The organism is Nitratireductor sp. XY-223, assembly GCF_004959855.1.
In the GTDB taxonomy this organism is placed as follows: Bacteria; Pseudomonadota; Alphaproteobacteria; order Rhizobiales; family Rhizobiaceae; genus Hoeflea_A.
The window spans coordinates 1-17,150 of sequence record NZ_SPNT01000012.1 but is presented as its reverse complement, the minus strand read 5'-3'; the positions used below and the strand labels follow the sequence as shown (position 1 = coordinate 17,150).

Below are 17,150 nucleotides of genomic sequence, written 5' to 3'. Positions count from 1 at the left end.
TGCGGGCAATGGCACCTGATGGAAGGTGGCCCTTTTAGACCGATTCCTTCGAAAGTGCTACCGGCGGGTGTATTCGCCGGGCAACACTCCTGACATTTCGATCAGGATGTCTTTGCGGGAGTTGCTGCTATGCCTGCAGCGCGGCGATCAACAAAACAAGCCCGAGGACGAGAACAAGGCCGGCGCCGGCTATCTCGATACCGTTTCCGATACGCGACGCGGCCGACTCGCTGCTGGCAAAGCGCACGGCCGTGTTCTTTGCCAGAACCGCAAGGGTTGCGAGGATAGACACCGTTATCGCGGTGCCGATGGACATGGCCGTCACGGACAGGATGCCACCGAGATAAAGCCCGTTGAGCAGTGCGAAGGTCAGCACGATCAGGGCGCCGGAGCACGGCCGCAAGCCGATGGCGATGACCGCCGACCAGGCTTCCCGCAAATCCAGTCTCTCCGCTTGCAGCAGCGCGGGGTCGGGTGCGTGGGAATGGCCGCAGGTTTCACACACGCCGTCCGGACCGTGATCATGGTGATGGTGATCGTGATGATGATCATGGTGATGGTGACGATCGTGATGGTGATGATCGTGATGGTGGCTGTGGTGGTCACGGCCATGCACATGGGCGTGCGCAGGTACATTCGCTTGCACGTGCGCAATTTTGCGAACCGCCGGCCGCAACTTGCGGTAAAGCAGCCAGCCGCCGAAGCCGGCAATCAGTGCGTAGCTGGCAATCTCCAGGGAATGGGTCGTTTCGGTCATCGAAATACCGGTGCCGCGCAGGGCGAAATAGGTCAGGCCGACAATCACGATAGCAACGACACCCTGCATGAACGCCGCCATGAAGGAGATGACCACGCCGCGCCGCAGGGTCTGCTCGTTGGCGATCACGTAGGAGGATATGACGGCCTTGCCGTGTCCGGGGCCGGCTGCGTGGAAGACGCCGTAGGCAAAGGACAGACCGACCAGCAGCCAGAGTTTCTGGGAGTCTTCCCGCATGGCCTGGAGCGCGCCGGACAGGGCCCGGTAGAAAGCCTGCTGCTGGGCATTGATCCAGCCGAACAAGGAGCCGAATGTGCCGGTCGCACTGATGCCGGGCTCGGCCGAGCCGATGCCCAGAGAGGACTGGGCGAAGACCGGAGATGCAAGCAGGAGGCCCGCGCAGAGCGCGGCCAACGCTGCGAACCGCAGTTTTTCTGTCAGCATTTCAGCTCGAGTCGCGTTGCAAAGAACTTGGAAAAATCGTTGCCTTCGGGATCGTTGAAGAAAGCTTCCGTCAGCGACTGCTGGTTCTGCGCAAGAATCTCATCCGGATCCGGGCGGATCACCGCACGCACGCAGCCGTTGGTCTTGCCTTCGACCACCAGGTCGGAATCGTTGATGAAATCGATCGCCGTGTACATGGTCGGGTCATAAACGCCGAAGCTCATGGATCCGTCGAGCGGCAGTCCACCCTCCGGCTGCACCGCGAAGAACATCAGGAGCTGTCCGTCCTGGAAATCGACATGGATGGCATCGGGCGCGACAACGCCGACGTCCCTGCCGTTGTGAATGATGGAAGTGTAATAGTCGAAATCGGCGAGCGAGGCATGAACGATCTTGCCGACCTCGGCGAGCTCGTCGGGCTCCAGCTTCAGATTGGCATTGGCGTCGAATTCCAGCAGGACCGTGGAGGAGAACAGCTCGTCGAACCGCCAGACATGCCGCAGTTCATCGACCGTGCCCCGGTCGCCGAGCATGACTTCCATGCGCGCCTCGGCGAAAACATGCGGATGGGAGAACGCGGCCGTGGCGGACACGGCTGTGAGCGCGCAGGCCAAACCCACCCTCTTCATGCTGCGAATTCGGATCATTGTCGATCGGGCTCCCGTTGCACAATGCCCCATGCCTGACAAATTGGGCCGGAATTGGACTGGTGTGCGAATACCGTTTCCATGCCCGTGCGTCGCCACTTTACTGCAATTTCTCTGTCAGGGGAATCGCCCGCGTCCCAATAAATAGAAACGTCATTACCGGTCGCAATAGCCGCCATACTGTTTGAACCAGGCAGCCAGATAATCGACGAATGCCCGCACCTTGGCCGGCAGGTAGCGCCGGTGCGGGTAGACGGCATAGATCCCGGCATCGTCCGGCAGGCGGTCGTTGAAGAGCGTCACGATCTCGCCGCTCTTGAGCAGCGGCCAGACAACGAAGTCAGGCAGCATGGATACACCCAGCCCCGCCTGGACCGCCTTCATCGTGGCCGCCGGGCTGTTGACCTCGATGGGACCCTTGACGGCAACGGTTTCCATCGCACCCTCCTTGCCGCGGAAGTGCCAGTTGTTGAGCGAGCGGGCATTGGTGTCGGTGATGCAGGGGACGTTGACGAGGTCCGTCGGCTCCTTCAGGTCCGGATAGCGGTTCACGAATTCGGGGCTGGCGCAGCAATAGACCTTGAAGGGCGCCAGCTTGCGGGCAATCAGGCCGGAATCAGAAAGGCGCGTGATGCGGATCGCGACGTCGAAGCCTTCTTCGACAAGGTCGACAAACCGGTCATCCGAGGTGATCTCCAGCTTGATCTCGGGATTTTCCATCGCAAAGTCGATCATCGACTGGCCGATATCGGCGTCTGTGAAGGTACGCGGCGCGGACACCCGCACGGTGCCCTTGAGATCGCGGCTCGTCTCGCGCACGAGGTCGGCCAGGTTGTCGATTTCCTTCAATATGTCGGATGCCGAACGGTAATAGGTGTGCCCCGCCTCGGTCAGCGAGAACTGCCGTGTCGTCCGGTTGAGCAGCAGGGCGCCGAGATCGTCCTCGAGCTCGCGGACATATTTCGATAAAAGCGCCTTGGAGCGGCCGTTCTTGCGCGCGGCCGCTGAAAAGCCCTCGGCCTCGACCACGTCGATAAATGCGCGAATGCGGGTCAGCGTGTCCATGGGTCTTTCCCGTTCCTGCTTGCGCTGTTGATGATCTGCCGGCCGATTGAGAGCAGCGCCCGGTCCGAGCCTTTCGGTCCCATCAGCGATATTCCGAAAGGTGCGCATTCGACGGATGCGACAGGCAGGGTCAGTTGCGGAAATCCGGTAAGGCCGGACAGGCAAAGCAGGCGAATGGCGCGCTCCCGGTAGTCCTGTATGTCGTCGAACGAGGCGGCGGCGAGCGGCGCGGCGCCGGGAACCGTCGGCATGACCACCAGGCCGTCGTCACCGATCAGATCCCCCAGTTCCGCGGACAATGCCGCCCGCTTGGCGGTTTCCGCCGCCACGGTCTCGTCGTCGATGGTGCTGCCGAATGCGAACCGTTCCTTGACGCCCGGACCGAGGTCGCGATCGGCCGCACTGATCCAGGCGCCGTGGTTCTGCCAGGCCTCGTGCGCCTGCAGCTTGCGCAGGCACCAGTAGCGGGCCTCGATATCAAGCGTCTCCAGGCCTGCCTCAACGGCGCCGCCGGCAGTCTCCTGCACGAGCTGCAAGGCATCGGCATAGGCATTCTGTTCGGCCGTTCCGGCAAGCATGGCCTCCTGTTCGGGAAGGCGCAGAAGCCTTGCGGGGCTGAACTGCGAAGGCGGAAGGAGAAGCTCGGCGACGGTGGTATAGAGTTCGATATCGCGGGCGAACCAGCCGAAAGTGTCGAAGCTCGGTGCGAGCGGCATTGTGCCTTCGAGCGAGATCCCGCCGTGCGTGATGCGCAGACCGACAAGACCGCAATAGGATGCCGGTGCGCGGATCGACCCGCCGGTGTCCGAACCGGTGGCGATGTCGGCGAGGCCGGCCGCGACAGCGGCGGCCGATCCGGAGGACGAACCGCCCGTCACCCGCTCCGGCGCCGCCGGATTGACCGGCCGCGGATAGTGGGCGTTGTCGCCGGTCAGCGAAAAGGCAAGTTCGTCGGTCTGGGTCTTGCCGATGAATGCGGCGCCGGCGTCGAGCAATGCCTGAACCGCCGGCGCGGTATTGGCGGCCTGGCCGGATTCCTCGCGCTTGTGCGGATTGCCGCAGCCCGTCCTGTGGCCGGCCACGTCGAAAATGTCCTTCACGGCAAGCAGGCAACCGGCAAGCGGGCCGTCGGTTGCGGCGGGGATTGCCGGGCCGTCTGAATCGACAAACGCGTTGAACGGGTCGCTGAGCACGAGAGTCATGGCCATTGTCTCAAGATAATGAACCGGGGAGCCGGGATTGTTCATTTTTTACAATTCCGCGCCGTTGTCCATACGCATCGGACAAAAACAGCTTGATTGTGACAGCGTGACGCCTTATGTCCGCAGCTGCCCAAAGTCGCACGTGCCTGTGGGTGTCCGCCGACCCTCGAAAAGGTGAGGAACTCGGTAAGGTACCTGGAACTAACCCCTCCAGTCGGTTTGCCGGCCAACCGTCAAATCGAGGACATCTTGAAGCAACGACGGTGCGGGCCTTTATGGTGTCTGCCGGCTGTCCAAAGGCCGGGGTTACTGCAGAGGCACACCTTCATTGCCGGAAGTGCGGCTGGGTCTCCCAACCAATCCAAGGCAGACAAAGCAGACGGTCGCGCGCCTTCAAGGTTCGCGGCTCCATTGTCGCATCGAGCATTTCGTTGCGGGACCGGTGTTTCCACCAATCGGGTCCAAGGCAAGTGTTCGCATGCCCTTTGTCATCCGGAGCGATCCGGAGTGTTGGGAGAAACCGATGACCACGGAACGTATTATTGACTTTCTGAACACCCGACGGCCGGACGGCCCCTGCCTCGTCGTCGACCTGGATGTCGTGCGCGACAATTTCACCGCGTTTCGCCGGGCCCTGCCGGGCAGTGCGATCTACTACGCGGTCAAGGCCAATCCGGCGCCGGAAATCCTGCGCCTGCTTGCTTCCATGGGCTCGAATTTCGACGCGGCGTCGGTTGCCGAGGTCGAGATGGCGCTGGAAGCCGGCGCGACGCCGGAACGCATCTCCTTCGGCAACACGATCAAGAAGGAGCGCGATATCGCCCGCGCCTTCTCGCTCGGCGTGACGATGTACGCCGTCGACAGCAGGGAAGAGGTGGAGAAGGTCGCCCGCGCAGCGCCCGGTGCGCGCGTTTTCTGCCGCGTCCTGACCGACGGCGAGGGCGCGGAATGGCCGCTGTCGCGCAAATTCGGCTGCGCTCCCGCAATGGCCTGCGACGTGCTTCGCTTCGCCGACGCACTCGGTCTCGAAGCCTATGGCGTTTCCTTCCATGTCGGCTCGCAGCAGACCGACCTCAACGCCTGGGACGGCGCGCTGGCCGACGCGCGGCGCGTCTTCAATGACCTCGCCGAGGACGGGATCGTGCTTCAGATGGTCAATATGGGCGGCGGGTTTCCGACCCGCTACCTGAAGGACGTGCCGGCGGCCGAGGCCTATGGACAGGCGATCTTCGACGCGCTCAGCCGGCATTTCGGCAACCGCATACCGGAGACGATCATCGAGCCCGGGCGCGGCATGGTGGGCAATGCGGGGGTGATCAAGGCCGAGGTCGTCCTGGTCTCACGCAAGGCCGACAACGACAATGTGCGCTGGGTCTATCTCGATATCGGCAAGTTCGGCGGCCTTGCCGAAACGATGGACGAATCCATCCGCTACCCGATCCGCACGGCGCGCGACAACGACCGTGCCGAGCCCTGCGTGCTTGCCGGCCCGACCTGCGACAGCGCCGACGTGCTCTACGAGAAGACTCCCTATCCGCTGCCTGTGTCGCTGACCATCGGCGACGAGGTGCTGATCGAGGGAACCGGCGCCTACACGACGACCTATTCGTCCGTCGCCTTCAACGGTTTCGAGCCGCTGAAGAGTTATGTGATCTGACTGATTGTCCTCACGCCGTACGCGCCTTCGGCGCTGGCTCCGGACGGGGCGCCGAACGATCGGCGGCGCACAGTCGTGCGCGTTGGGTGGTTTGCTTAGCGCTCACGCATGAGCGAAAACAGTCGGCCGCGAAGTGGCGGTGCGGCCGTGAGCGAAATACAAATTTCGCTCAACCGTGAGGACAATTCAGTCCAAATTCTCGTAATCCGACACCAGCAGACGGACCGGCGGTTCGTCCTCCTCGACGGTCGTGAATCGGGGGATCGGCATCTCGAAGACATTGTCCGTGCGGTCGTCATTGACCGTCGAGACCTCGCCGATCAGAACGTCGTCGCCTTCGCCCCAGAAGGCGTGCCAGATGCCCGGCATGAGCGTCACGCTCTCGCCGGGATCGAGCTTGAGCCGGCCGCCGGCGGGCAATGTGCGCATGCGCCCGTCGACCGGCACGCTGACATCGCCTTCCCTGTCGATGGAGCCGTCTTCGGCCGATGTGAACAGTTCAAGCACCAGTGTGCCGCCGCCGCGGTTGATAATGTCCTCGGCCTTGACGATGTGGCGGTGCATGGGACTGAGCTGGTCCTTGCGCGAGATCATGATCTTTTCCGCGTAGAGCATGCCCCTGCCGGATCCGAGATCGGCGGGATCGCCGTTGCGCACCGTGAAAAGGAACAGGCCGAGCTCATCGAACTTTCCCTGCCCGTAGTCGGTGATGTCCCAGCCCATGCCGCGCTCGACGATCATCGATGCCTCGGGTGCGCGCATCTGATCCGGGCTCCAATAGGCAAAGGGCGGCAGCACGTAGCCGAACGAGCGGAAAAACGCGTCTCCGCTCTCGAGGATTTCATTGATCTGAGATCGTTGCATTGCTGTCCACTTCCCTTGCGCGAATTTCCGTCGAATGGCCGTCAGTCGAAGTCACGCCCGTCCTGAAGGCCCAGTTGGCGCTTGACCGCGTCGATGTCGCCGAGAACCCACAATTCGGTGATCTGCCGGCCGTCGGTGGTGAAGAACGCGGCGCCCGCCCAGGTGATCTTCTCGCCGGTCTGGGGCACGCCGTAGAACGTTCCCTCGTGAGTGCCGACAAATTCCATGCGCGCCACCGCCCGGTGTCCCTCGGTGACGATCTCCTGGATGTTGCAGACGAAATCCGGCAGCGAGCGGCGCACGGCACGCAGATAGTCGATGAAACCGTCGGGACCGTTGCGCTCGGACCCGAGCGAGCCGCGGAATATGAAATCCTTGTGCAGTATCTGCCGGGCGACGTCTTCGTCGCCGGTGTTCCAGACCTCGTGGTAAAACCGCTCAATGAGCCGGGCCGGGGTTACGTCCATATCCAGTCCTCCGCAGTCAAGCCGTCAGGTCTATGATACCGCAATCGCCGGATTCCGCACCAAAGGCGAGCTGCAGGCCCTTGCCGTTCCACTGCAACGCGCTGATGGCGCCCTTGCCGCCGCGCCGCAGCGGGGCTTCCTTGCCGTCCGAAATCCGGGCCGCCTGGATCATGCCATCGGAATAGCCGATGGCAACGACATCGTCAGCGGGGTGACAGGCGACGCAGGTGACGGCGCAATCGCCACGGGTTCCGAGTTGCAGCGGCGCCTTTCCCATGGGGCCGTCCTTGCCCGAGAAGGGCCAGACGACGGCCGCCGGCGCGCCGGAAGAGGCAAGCCACTTGCCCTTGGCGCTCCAGCTCAGGGACTTGACCTTGGCCGGATAACCCGACATGCGCATATGCTTGCCGTCGCCGAGGCGCCAGCCGTGCAGCGCATTCTCCTGCATGCTGGAGACCACATAGTTGCCGTCGGGCGAGAAACTCACCTGGTTGTGCGCGCCCTTCCACTCGAGCTCGACGGCCTGTGCCTTCATCCCGGCCCAGTGGAGGGAGAGGCCGTTGTAGCGGGCCGCAGCGATGCGCAGGCCTTTCGGCGCAAAGGCAAGCCCCTCGACCGTGCGCGCTTCCGGGAACTCGGCAAGCGTGCCGTCGGCCGTGCGCACCACCGACGAGCGGCCGGTCGAGAACGCGACCGAATCCCGCGGGCCGGCGGCGATGCAGTTGATCCATTTGCCGGGATTTTCCGCCAGCGTTTCGCTTGTCCCGTCTTCAGCCGTCCTGACGATTTTGCCGTCCTCGCCGCCGGTCAGCAGCGACCGGCCCTGCCAATCGACGGCCCCGCACAGCAGCCCGTCATGGATGGTTGCGGATTTCTTGCCGTGATCCAGCCAGTGCACCGAGCCGTCGGCCAATGCGAAAAAGGGGACCGTTCCGAGGAAAGCCGCGATGAGGCAATGACCTTCGAGATCGAGGGGTGCGACTGTCGGCATGAACCTTCCCTTATGCCTGGCAGGCTTCGAAGGTGCGCTTGAGCTTATCGCGGTCCAGGTCTCGGCCGATGAAGACGATGCGACTTTCCCGCGCCTCGCCCGGCTTCCAGGCGCGCTGGTGGTCGCCCTCGACGAGCATGTGAATGCCCTGAACGACGTAACGGTCGTCATCATTGTCGAAGGCGATGATGCCCTTCAGCCGCAGAATGTTCGGCCCGTCGAGCTGGGTGGTCTTCTGGATCCAGGGGAAGAAACGGTCGGGTTTGAGCGGCCCGGCCCTCAGCGAAATCGACTGGATCGTCGCGTCGTGGATATCTGCTGGTGCGTGGTGATGATCATGATCATGGTCATGATCATGATGATCGTGGTCGCAGTCCGGTCCGCAAACGTGATCGGGATGATCATGGTCGAGAAAGTGCGGATCGTTGTCGAGCGCCCGCTGCAGATCGAAGGCGCCGCGGTCGAGCACATCGTCCAGCGCGATGCCGGCCCGCTCGGTGCGGTGGATGCGGGCGGACGGATTGATCGCCCGGATCGCCCGTTCGCGGTCGCTGAGCTCTTCCTCGCCGACAAGATCCGTCTTGTTGAGGAGCACGACATCGGCGAAGGCGATCTGGTCTTCGGCCTCGCGGCTGTCCTTCAGCCGCAGCGGCAGATGCTTCGCGTCGACCAGCGCCACGACAGCGTCGAGCCTGGTCTTTTGACGCACATCGTCATCCATGAAGAAGGTCTGGGCGACGGGCGCCGGATCGGCGAGGCCGGTTGTCTCGACGACAATGGCGTCGAAGCGGCCGGGGCGGCGCATCAGGCCTTCGACGACACGAATGAGGTCGCCGCGAACGGTGCAGCACACGCAGCCATTGTTCATTTCGTAGATTTCTTCGTCCGATTCGACGATGAGGTCGTTGTCGATGCCGATTTCGCCGAACTCGTTGACGATGACCGCATACCGCTTTCCATGATCCTCCGAGAGAATCCGGTTCAGCAGCGTCGTCTTGCCGGATCCGAGATAGCCGGTCAGCACCGTTACGGGGATGGGATTGAAGGCCTCGCTCATGAGCGGCTCCTGTCATTTGATCCCGCATATAGGCAATTGACGCGCCGCGCGCTAGAGCGAGTTGTGATCAGATTGAAGCATTTGATGGTGGAAAATCGGTTCAGTCGGCTAGGCGCGTCGCGCAGCGCGATGTGGGGCATCGTGCAAGCGGCGCAACGACGCCGATGGGCCGATTTTCCCCACCCTGGAAAGGAAGAAGATGTTGAAAACCAACATTGAATGGGCCGGACGATTTTGCCCCCTGGCGTCGTTGGCTTGCGCTTGTGGTGGGGGTACACCACCGCGCGCAATCCGCCTAGCCAGCGACCAAAATCGCCTCGGTCAAATGATTCAATCTGATCACAACTCGCTCTAGTGGCTTGCAAATCAGCGCAGCCGATGGGGATCAAACCTGTGGACATCCTCCAGCAGTTCGACCAGGCCGGTGACACTGTGCCCGATCAGCGCCCGGCCCTTCTCAGCCGTCGCCGAAAGCGCGTTGCCGGCGGCGCCGGCCGGGTTGAGATCGGTGATTTTCCAGCCGAAAGCGTGCGGGCCGTACGCGCGCAGATGTTTGGCGGTCTTTTCCATGGTCTCCTGGTAGGATTCGAAATCCGCCGCCCTGGCGATGTCGACAAGATCGGGGCGCAGCGCAAGCATGACCGATGTCTCGATTTCACCGGCGTGTATTCCGATGGACTTTTCGCGGGCGGAGACGACACCGTCCGGAACGCCGAACCGCGTCCAGCTCGTCGCCACGGCCAGCATGTTGAAGCGCACCCGCGCTTCGGTGGCGACGATGGTCATCAGGGGCGAATTTCCGCCGTGGGCGTTAAGCATCACGAATTTGCGGACGCCCGATTTGTGCAGCATCTGCGCAATGCCGATCCAGCGCTCGACCGCCTCGCGCCATCCCAGGCTGCGGGTGCCGGCAAGATCCATGTGCTCGATCGAATAGCCGACCGGCTCGCACGGCAGGAAGGTCGCCGGAAGGTCGGCGGGCAGTGCCGTGGAGAGCGCGTCCGCTATCCCCTGGGCAATGATCGTGTCGGTCTCGTGCGGCAGATGAGGGCCGTGCTGCTCATGCGCGCCGAGCGGCAGGATGGCGATCCAGTCGCGCCGCTCATGCGGATCAAGGCCCGCGTCGTTTTCTTCCCATCTCCTGGCGGGGAACACCATGCGGCCAATCTCCTGGCGCCACGGCAATTTCGATTGCCGCAACCGCGCCCGTTCCGGTCGGCGACTGGTAGCAGCCTGAAAAAAAACGTGCAACGCCTTTGCCGGCATGGTGTGGCGCTCCCGGCGCACCAGCCGGGATTTCCTCGCGCCGCAAGTCGCGATTTGGCCGGATTGAAACCTGTGTTGGGCCGTTGCCGGCGGCGTCGCCAACGACCCGGGCAGCGAAACGAAGCGGGGGGTTCCCGTGTCAGCCTGCGGATTTTGAAATAGTGCCGTCAGGCGCTATAATTTAGTTGCCCGACTATGGCTCAGGAGCGCGGGCGGATAAGGAGGCCTCGATGGCCAAAAAGAATAAATCCGGCGATGACAAGAAAAACAACGAAGAAAAGGTGGAGCTTTTCTCGCAATTGTCCGCTTCTGCCCGGTATTCGCGCACACTTTTATCTCGTCAACTACTCGCAAGCGGCCTTTATGCAGGTCAGGACGCCGTTATACTTGCACTTGACGCCAATGACGGGCTTTCTCTTTCGGCGATTGCCGACCAGCTCGGTGTTCGCGCGCCAACGATGACCAAAACAATTAACCGGCTTGCCGCGCAGGGATTTGTCGACAAAAGAGATTCCGAAACCGATGCCCGGCTGTCGCATGTCTACCTGACGGACGCCGGACACGATGCGGTCAAATCCGTTCGCAAGGCGATCAGAAAATCGCAGAAGATCGCGTTGCAGGACCTCAGTGCCAAGGATGTGAAGTCTCTGGTCCGGTTGCTGAAAAAGGTCGAGCAGAACATCGCTTCGGCGCTCGGCTGACAACAGTCGCGCCCTCCCTTTAAAAAATTTAATTTTCAAATTAAAACGATTCGACAATCAAACGGAAAGCACCGTGCCGCGGCAAGGTGCTCTAGGGGTATTCATTGGGCCAGAAGGTCAAACTCTCGACGATCGCCGATTCCCTTGGCCTGTCGACGGCAACGGTTTCGCTGGCGCTGCGCGACAGTCCGCTGGTCGCCGATGCGACGCGCGAGAAAATCAAGGAGCAGGCGCAGACCCTGGGTTATATCTATAACCGGCGCGCCGCCAGCCTGCGCACGTCGCGCTCCGGCATCATCGGTGTCGTCGTCCATGACATCATGAACCCGTTCTACGCGGAGATCCTGCGCGCGATCGAAAGTGAACTCGACCGCAACCGGCAGACCTTCATTCTGTCGAACCACTACGATTCGGTTGAAAAGCAGCGCAATTTCATCGAAACCCTGCTGCAGCTCGGCGGCGACGGGGTGATCATGTCACCGGCGATCGGCACCCCCAAGCACGATATCGATCTCGCCGAGGAAAACGGCATGCCTGCCATCCTGATCGCACGCTCGGTCGACGAGGTCGACGTGCCCACCTATCGCGGGGACGATGCCTACGGAATTGCGCTGGCGACGAACCACCTGATCGGTCTCGGCCACAAATGCATCGCCATGGTCGGCGGCACCGACCAGACTTCCACCGGGCGGCATCGCTACCAGGGTTATGTCCAGGCGCTGCAAAAGGCGAATATCGCTGTCGATCCCGACTTGCGGATCCCGGGCCCGCGCACCAAGCAGGCCGGATTCGAGGCGGCCGTCAATTTCCTGTCGCTGCCGCAGAAGCCGACCGCGGCCGTGTGCTGGAACGACCTTGTCGCCATCGGACTGATGAACGGCATTGCCCGTGCCGGTCTTGTGCCGGGCAAGGATATCTCGGTCACCGGCTACGATGACCTCGAGGAGGCCTCCATCGCCACGCCGTCGCTGACGACGGTCTGGAACGGGCAGGCGGAAGTCGGGCGCATGGCGGCCCGCGCGCTTCTCGACAAGCTCAACGGATCCTCCGACGCCGACGGCCTGCACCTGATCCGGCCGGAAATGCGCATCCGCCAGTCGACCTCACCCTTGAAATGACCTAATCGCCTCGGTTCTTGCGCGCGTATTCGCGGGCGGCATCACCGAAGGCCCTGAGCAGCTTGTAGGACGCGGGATCGGACTGCGCCCAGTATTCGGGATGCCACTGGACACCGACGGCGAAGGCCTTGGCGCCGTCCACCGAAACCGCCTCGATCACGCCATCGGCGGTGCGTGCCTCGACCGTGAGGCCGGGCGCGAGCCGGCCGATCGCCTGCCGGTGCAGCGAATTGACCTGTGCCTCGTCATCCTCAAGAATCGAGAAGAGACAGCTGTCCCGTTCGACGGCGATTTGCTGGCGGATGCCGAAACGGACATCCGGATCGTCGTGCTCCGGTCGCCGGTGATCGAGATTGCCTTGCGTTTCGTGGATTTCCGTTTTCAGCGTGCCGCCCAACGCCACATTGAGCTCCTGGATGCCGCGGCATATGGCAAGCAGCGGAATGCCCCGTTCGATCGTGCGCCGGATCAGCGGCAGGCTGGTGGCGTCGCGGTCCGGGTCGTAGGGCCCGTTTTGTTCGGTCGGCTGCTCGCCGTACAGTTCCGGGCCGACATTGCTGCGCGCGCCGCTGATCATTACGCCGTCGACCCGGTCAAGGATGGCGTCGATCTCCGTGTAGCCCGACAGGTCGCGTCCGAGGGCGGGAACGATCAGCGGGATTGCGTCCGCTGCCTTGAAAGCCGCCGCCGCATACTGGAACGGGCTCGCATGCCAGACATAGCCGTCCAGTTCTCTTGTGTCGGCGGGAATTGCGACGACGGCACTGGGCATTTCGGGCTCCGGCTTGCTTGATCGATTGCGGGCTATTTAGCGTATGCGGGCAATCTTGCAACCCACCGCATTCGCGATGCCGCGCACGACGGCCGCATGGGCTCGTGCGCCGGCATCGCAGCCGGGCCCGACGGTCCTGTGAACGATTGCCCTACGGGCCGAAAAAACCCATGCGATTCATTTGCATGTGCATAAACAAGGTGTAGTCTGATTTGCGGCCCCACCATCCGGCAATCGGCCGTTCGACAACCCCATAGGAGGACAAGCATGGACCGTCGCTCATTCATCAAGAGGGCGGGTGTGGCAGGCACCGGCGCGGCAGCGTCGGTGGCATTGGCGGCACCGGCGGTGGCGCAGTCCCCGCCGAGTATCAACTGGCGGCTTTCGTCCGGCTATCCGAAGCTGCTGGACACGATCTACGGCGCCGCCGAGGTGTTTGCCGATTCCGTGCGGGAACTGACCGACAGGCAATTCAATATCGAGGTCTTTCCGGATGGCGAGATTGTTGACGTCTTTGACGGCCTTACCGCCGTGCGGGAAGGCACGATCGAAATCGCCAGCACCGCTTCCACCTTTTTCTGGGAGGAGGATCCGGCCTTTGCATTCGGCACCGGCGTTCCCTTCGGCCTGAACCAGAGGATGATGAATGCCTGGCTCTATGAGGGCGGCGGCCTCGAGCTCCTCAACGAATTCTACAGCAAATACAATATCATCGGATTTCCGACCGGCAATACCGGCGCACAGATGGGCGGCTGGTTCCGCAGGGAGATCAACACCCTGGACGACATGCAGGGTCTCAATTTCAGGATCGGCGGCTTCGGCGGCGCGATCGTCGAGAAGATCGGCGTGAACCCCGTCAACCTGCCGGCCGAGCGCATCTACGGCGCGCTTGAAAACGGCACCATCGACGCAGCCGAATTCGTCGGGCCCTATGACGACGACAAGCTCGGCCTCAACCGGGTCGCGAAATACTACTACTATCCGGGTTGGTGGGAAGGCGGCGTGACTGTCATGAACCTCATCAATCTCGACAAGTGGAAGGCGCTCCCGAAGAGTTACCAGGCAGCGGTGCGCAACGCTTCCGCGCTTGCCAATTCCGTCATGATGGCGCGCTACGACACGCTCAACCCGCCGACATTGCGCGAGCTCGTTCAGTTCGGAACGGTGCTGCGGCCCTACTCCAGCGACATCATGCTGGCCTGCTTCAACGCCGCGAAGGAAACCTATGCGGAGCTGTCGGCCGACAACGCCGATTTCAAGACACTGCACGATTCCTATATGAGCTACCGCGGCGAAGCCTATCTCTGGTTCCAGCTTTCGGAATATGCGCAGGACACGTTCCTGATGCTGCAGCAAAGGGCAGGGAGGCTCTGAGGCGCACCATCGCTGCAAATGTCGCGTGAACAGACGTTTGCCGCGGCGCAGAATTCGGCTGATTTCAAGGCTCCCGGGCGACGTTTCGGGTGTGTGCAGTGCACAATCGAATTCATTTGACGCGTTGCGATCCAAAATCAAAATAGGCCTCGCGTCGCAAGGGCGCGCAACAGTGCCGGCCTTCCTGGCTGTGCCGCGGAGGACTGGATGACGCTGCATGATGTCTCGCTTAACGACAAGTTCGACCTGGAAAAGGATCGGGTATTCCTGACCGGGACGCAGGCGGTCGTGCGGCTGCTTCTCATGCAGAAAGAGCGCGACCGGCGGGCCGGCCTCAACACGGCCGGTTTCGTTTCCGGCTACCGCGGCTCGCCGATCGGGGCGCTCGACCAGCAGCTGTTCAGCGCAGGGCGCCTGCTCGCCGAGAGCGATGTCGTTTTCCAGCCCGGCCTCAACGAGGAACTGGCGGCAACGGCATGCTGGGGCACGCAACAGGCCAACCTGTATGGCGAGGGCAAATATGACGGCGTCTTTTCCGTCTGGTACGGCAAGGGCCCGGGCGTCGACCGGTCGTGCGACGTCTTCCGGCACGCCAATCTGGCCGGCAGTTCGCCGCACGGCGGGGTCCTCGCCCTGATGGGCGACGACCACACGGCGGAATCCTCGACCAACGCGCATCAGACGGAGTTGTCGTTCGTCGACACGATGATTCCGATCCTCAATCCCGCCGGTGTGCAGGAAATCATCGATTACGGTCTCTACGGTTTCGCGCTGTCGCGTTTCGCCGGCACCTGGACGGCACTCAAATGCGTTAAGGACAATATCGAATCGACCGGCTCCGTTGAGGCGGGTGTCGAGCGTCTGAACATCGTCTTCCCGGAGTTCGACATGCCGCCCGGAGGGCTCAATATCCGACCCGGTGAGCTGGACATGCTCGGCCAGGAGGCCCGCCTGCACGAGTACAAGCGCGACGCGGTGAGTGCGTTCATCCGCGCCAACGGGCTGAACCGGACCGTGTGGAGCGGCGGCGCCAGTCCGAAGATCGGCATCATCAGCGTCGGCAAGAGCTATCTGGACGTGCGCCAGAGCCTTTCGGATCTCGGCATCGACGAGGCGACAGCCAGCCGGATCGGTATCAGGCTGATGAAAATCGCGGCGCCCTGGCCGCTCGGCTACGAGGATTTCCGCGCCTTTGTCGAGGGCCTCGAGATGGTTATCGTGGTCGAGGAAAAACGCTCGCTGATTGAATCGCAGCTGCGCGAGGAACTCTACGGCACCGCCCATCAGCCGACCGTCGTCGGCAAGCGCAGCGAGATCGGCGAGTGGCTGTTTCCGGTGAAGGGTGCCCTCGACCCGAACGATATCTCCGTCGCCGTAGGCGAGCGCATCCTGCGGACGGTCGGCCATTCCGAGGAGATCGACAGCCGCGTCAAGCGGATCAGGCAGTCCCAGGCCATGCTGTCGGACATTGCCGACGTCGCGGTGCGCACGCCCTATTTCTGCTCGGGCTGTCCGCACAACAGCTCAACAAAGGTACCGGAAGGGTCCGCCGCCGCCGCCGGAATAGGCTGTCATTTCATGGCGATCTGGATGGACCGCGACACAAGGGGCTTCACCCAGATGGGCGGAGAGGGCGCCCAGTGGGTCGGGCAGCAGCCCTTCACCGAGGCACCACATATCTTCCAGAATCTCGGCGACGGCACCTATAATCATTCCGGCATCCTGGCGCTGCGCTTCGCGCTCGCTGCCGGGGCGGACATCACCTACAAGATCCTGTTCAACGACGCCGTTGCGATGACCGGCGGACAGCACCTGGACGGCGGCCTGACGGTCGATGCCATAGCGCGGCAGGTCCGCGCCGAGGGCGTCGAGCGCATCGCCGTCGTTTCGGACGAGCCGGACAAGTATCCCGCCGGCATGGACTGGCCGGCTCGGGCCACGTTCCATCACCGTCTGCAGATGGACGATGTGCAGCGCGAGCTGCGGGAAATCAAGGGCGTCAGCGTGCTGCTCTACGACCAGACCTGCGCGGCCGAAAAGCGGCGGCGGCGCAAGCGCGGCACCTATCCGGACCCTGACCGGCGTATCTTCATCAACGAGCAGGTGTGCGAGGGCTGCGGCGATTGCGGGGTGCAGTCGAACTGCGTTTCGGTCCAGCCCCTGGAAACCGAATTCGGCCGCAAGCGGCGCATCGACCAGTCGAGCTGCAACAAGGATTTTTCCTGCCTCGACGGCTTCTGCCCGTCGTTCGTTACCGTTCACGGTGCGAAAATCAGGAAGGCCGAAGGCGCGGCCCTGACCGGCGATCCGCTGGAGGCTACTCGATTCACACATTTCCAGCGATCCCATATCCGAGTTGGATTGACCTGAGTTGATAGAGGCCGCGCAACATGACCACGGGGCCAGGTTTTCCGTAATATCCGGTCCAGCCGCCGAGCCGAGCGCAGACCCATGCCGCAAAGGCCAGAGACCCTTTGGCATGCGGATTTTTCTGTTTATCGGTTTTGCCCTCAAGCGTAGCGGATACCGCCTCAAGGACCGGTTGATCCTCCGCCCCGAAGACATCCTCCAGCGGGCGTTTGCCTTCGCCGTCCCGGTCCTGCACGAGTTGCATACAGGATACGCCCGCTATCAGCGTCATTGCGCACAGTTTCTTGAACGGCATGGCTTCCATCGACACGTTTTCGATGTCGAAGCCCCTGGTCTTAATGGCTCGAAAAACTTGCTCGACAACCCAGCGTCGACGGTAGAGTTGGGTGATCCATCTT

General features: G+C 62.4%; 15 protein-coding genes and 1 pseudogene. 5 read left to right on the top strand and 11 right to left on the bottom strand.

The features are described 5' to 3' along the window. Window positions 1-127 precede the first annotated feature (127 nt). From E4M07_RS25065 to E4M07_RS25050, 4 genes are all read right to left on the bottom strand, one after another. On the bottom strand, window positions 128-1,201 hold the full coding sequence (locus E4M07_RS25065) for a nickel/cobalt transporter (protein ID WP_136661163.1): 1,074 nt from the start codon (window positions 1,199-1,201) through the stop codon (window positions 128-130). Further along, window positions 1,195-1,848, bottom strand: coding sequence for a DUF1007 family protein (locus E4M07_RS25060; RefSeq protein ID WP_246660600.1), 654 nt, complete (start codon window positions 1,846-1,848; stop codon window positions 1,195-1,197). Before E4M07_RS25060 ends, E4M07_RS25065 begins: the two co-directional genes overlap by 7 nt. Before the next feature lie 156 nt (window positions 1,849-2,004). After that, on the bottom strand, window positions 2,005-2,913 hold the full coding sequence (locus tag E4M07_RS25055) for a LysR family transcriptional regulator (protein WP_136661162.1): 909 nt from the start codon (window positions 2,911-2,913) through the stop codon (window positions 2,005-2,007). Continuing rightward, window positions 2,901-4,160, bottom strand: coding sequence for an amidase (locus E4M07_RS25050; RefSeq protein WP_246660599.1), 1,260 nt, complete (start codon window positions 4,158-4,160; stop codon window positions 2,901-2,903). Before E4M07_RS25050 ends, E4M07_RS25055 begins: the two co-directional genes overlap by 13 nt. A gap of 478 nt (window positions 4,161-4,638) precedes the next feature. Between E4M07_RS25050 and odc2 the strand changes: the two genes are divergently transcribed. Next, window positions 4,639-5,772, top strand: coding sequence for an ornithine/lysine decarboxylase (odc2, locus tag E4M07_RS25045; protein WP_136661161.1), 1,134 nt, complete (start codon window positions 4,639-4,641; stop codon window positions 5,770-5,772). Between the two features lie 186 nt (window positions 5,773-5,958). Here the strand turns inward: odc2 and E4M07_RS25040 are convergent, their stop codons facing one another. The 5 genes from E4M07_RS25040 to E4M07_RS25020 all read right to left on the bottom strand — a co-directional run bounded on the left by E4M07_RS25040 (window position 5,959) and on the right by E4M07_RS25020 (window position 10,309). After that, window positions 5,959-6,636 (bottom strand): D-lyxose/D-mannose family sugar isomerase, encoded by a 678-nt coding sequence (locus tag E4M07_RS25040; protein ID WP_136661160.1) that lies wholly within the window; start codon window positions 6,634-6,636, stop codon window positions 5,959-5,961. Between the two features lie 41 nt (window positions 6,637-6,677). Further along, window positions 6,678-7,103 (bottom strand): ester cyclase, encoded by a 426-nt coding sequence (locus E4M07_RS25035; RefSeq protein WP_136661159.1) that lies wholly within the window; start codon window positions 7,101-7,103, stop codon window positions 6,678-6,680. 16 nt (window positions 7,104-7,119) lie between these two features. After that, on the bottom strand, window positions 7,120-8,094 hold the full coding sequence (locus tag E4M07_RS25030) for a WD40 repeat domain-containing protein (protein WP_136661158.1): 975 nt from the start codon (window positions 8,092-8,094) through the stop codon (window positions 7,120-7,122). Between the two features lie 10 nt (window positions 8,095-8,104). Next, window positions 8,105-9,151, bottom strand: coding sequence for a GTP-binding protein (locus E4M07_RS25025; RefSeq protein ID WP_136661157.1), 1,047 nt, complete (start codon window positions 9,149-9,151; stop codon window positions 8,105-8,107). Window positions 9,152-9,517: 366 nt separating this feature from the next. Next, window positions 9,518-10,309, bottom strand: coding sequence for a creatininase family protein (locus E4M07_RS25020; protein ID WP_136661156.1), 792 nt, complete (start codon window positions 10,307-10,309; stop codon window positions 9,518-9,520). A 293-nt stretch (window positions 10,310-10,602) separates the two neighbouring features. Between E4M07_RS25020 and E4M07_RS25015 the strand changes: the two genes are divergently transcribed. Next, the gene (locus E4M07_RS25015) at window positions 10,603-11,118 is read left to right on the top strand and encodes a MarR family transcriptional regulator (protein ID WP_246660598.1); all 516 of its coding nucleotides are present in this window, start codon (window positions 10,603-10,605) and stop codon (window positions 11,116-11,118) included. 104 nt (window positions 11,119-11,222) lie between these two features. Continuing rightward, window positions 11,223-12,236: a LacI family DNA-binding transcriptional regulator gene (locus tag E4M07_RS25010; protein ID WP_136661155.1), complete on the top strand. Its 1,014-nt coding sequence runs from the start codon at window positions 11,223-11,225 to the stop codon at window positions 12,234-12,236. 1 nt (window position 12,237) lies between these two features. On the opposite strand, the gene E4M07_RS25005 is transcribed toward E4M07_RS25010, so the two are convergent. Continuing rightward, window positions 12,238-13,008 carry a gamma-glutamyl-gamma-aminobutyrate hydrolase family protein gene (locus tag E4M07_RS25005; protein WP_136661154.1) on the bottom strand — a complete coding sequence of 257 codons (771 nt, stop codon included), beginning with the start codon at window positions 13,006-13,008 and terminating at the stop codon, window positions 12,238-12,240. 267 nt (window positions 13,009-13,275) lie between these two features. Here E4M07_RS25005 and dctP point away from each other — a divergent pair, with 267 nt between their 5' ends. Further along, the gene (gene dctP, locus E4M07_RS25000) at window positions 13,276-14,382 is read left to right on the top strand and encodes a TRAP transporter substrate-binding protein DctP (protein WP_136661153.1); all 1,107 of its coding nucleotides are present in this window, start codon (window positions 13,276-13,278) and stop codon (window positions 14,380-14,382) included. A gap of 207 nt (window positions 14,383-14,589) precedes the next feature. Then, window positions 14,590-16,698 (top strand): annotated as a pseudogene (locus E4M07_RS24995) (indolepyruvate ferredoxin oxidoreductase family protein); the annotation flags it as partial. 10 nt (window positions 16,699-16,708) lie between these two features. Here the strand turns inward: E4M07_RS24995 and E4M07_RS24990 are convergent. Next, the coding region (locus tag E4M07_RS24990) for a transposase (protein WP_136661151.1) at window positions 16,709-17,150 on the bottom strand (442 nt) is incomplete at its 5' end.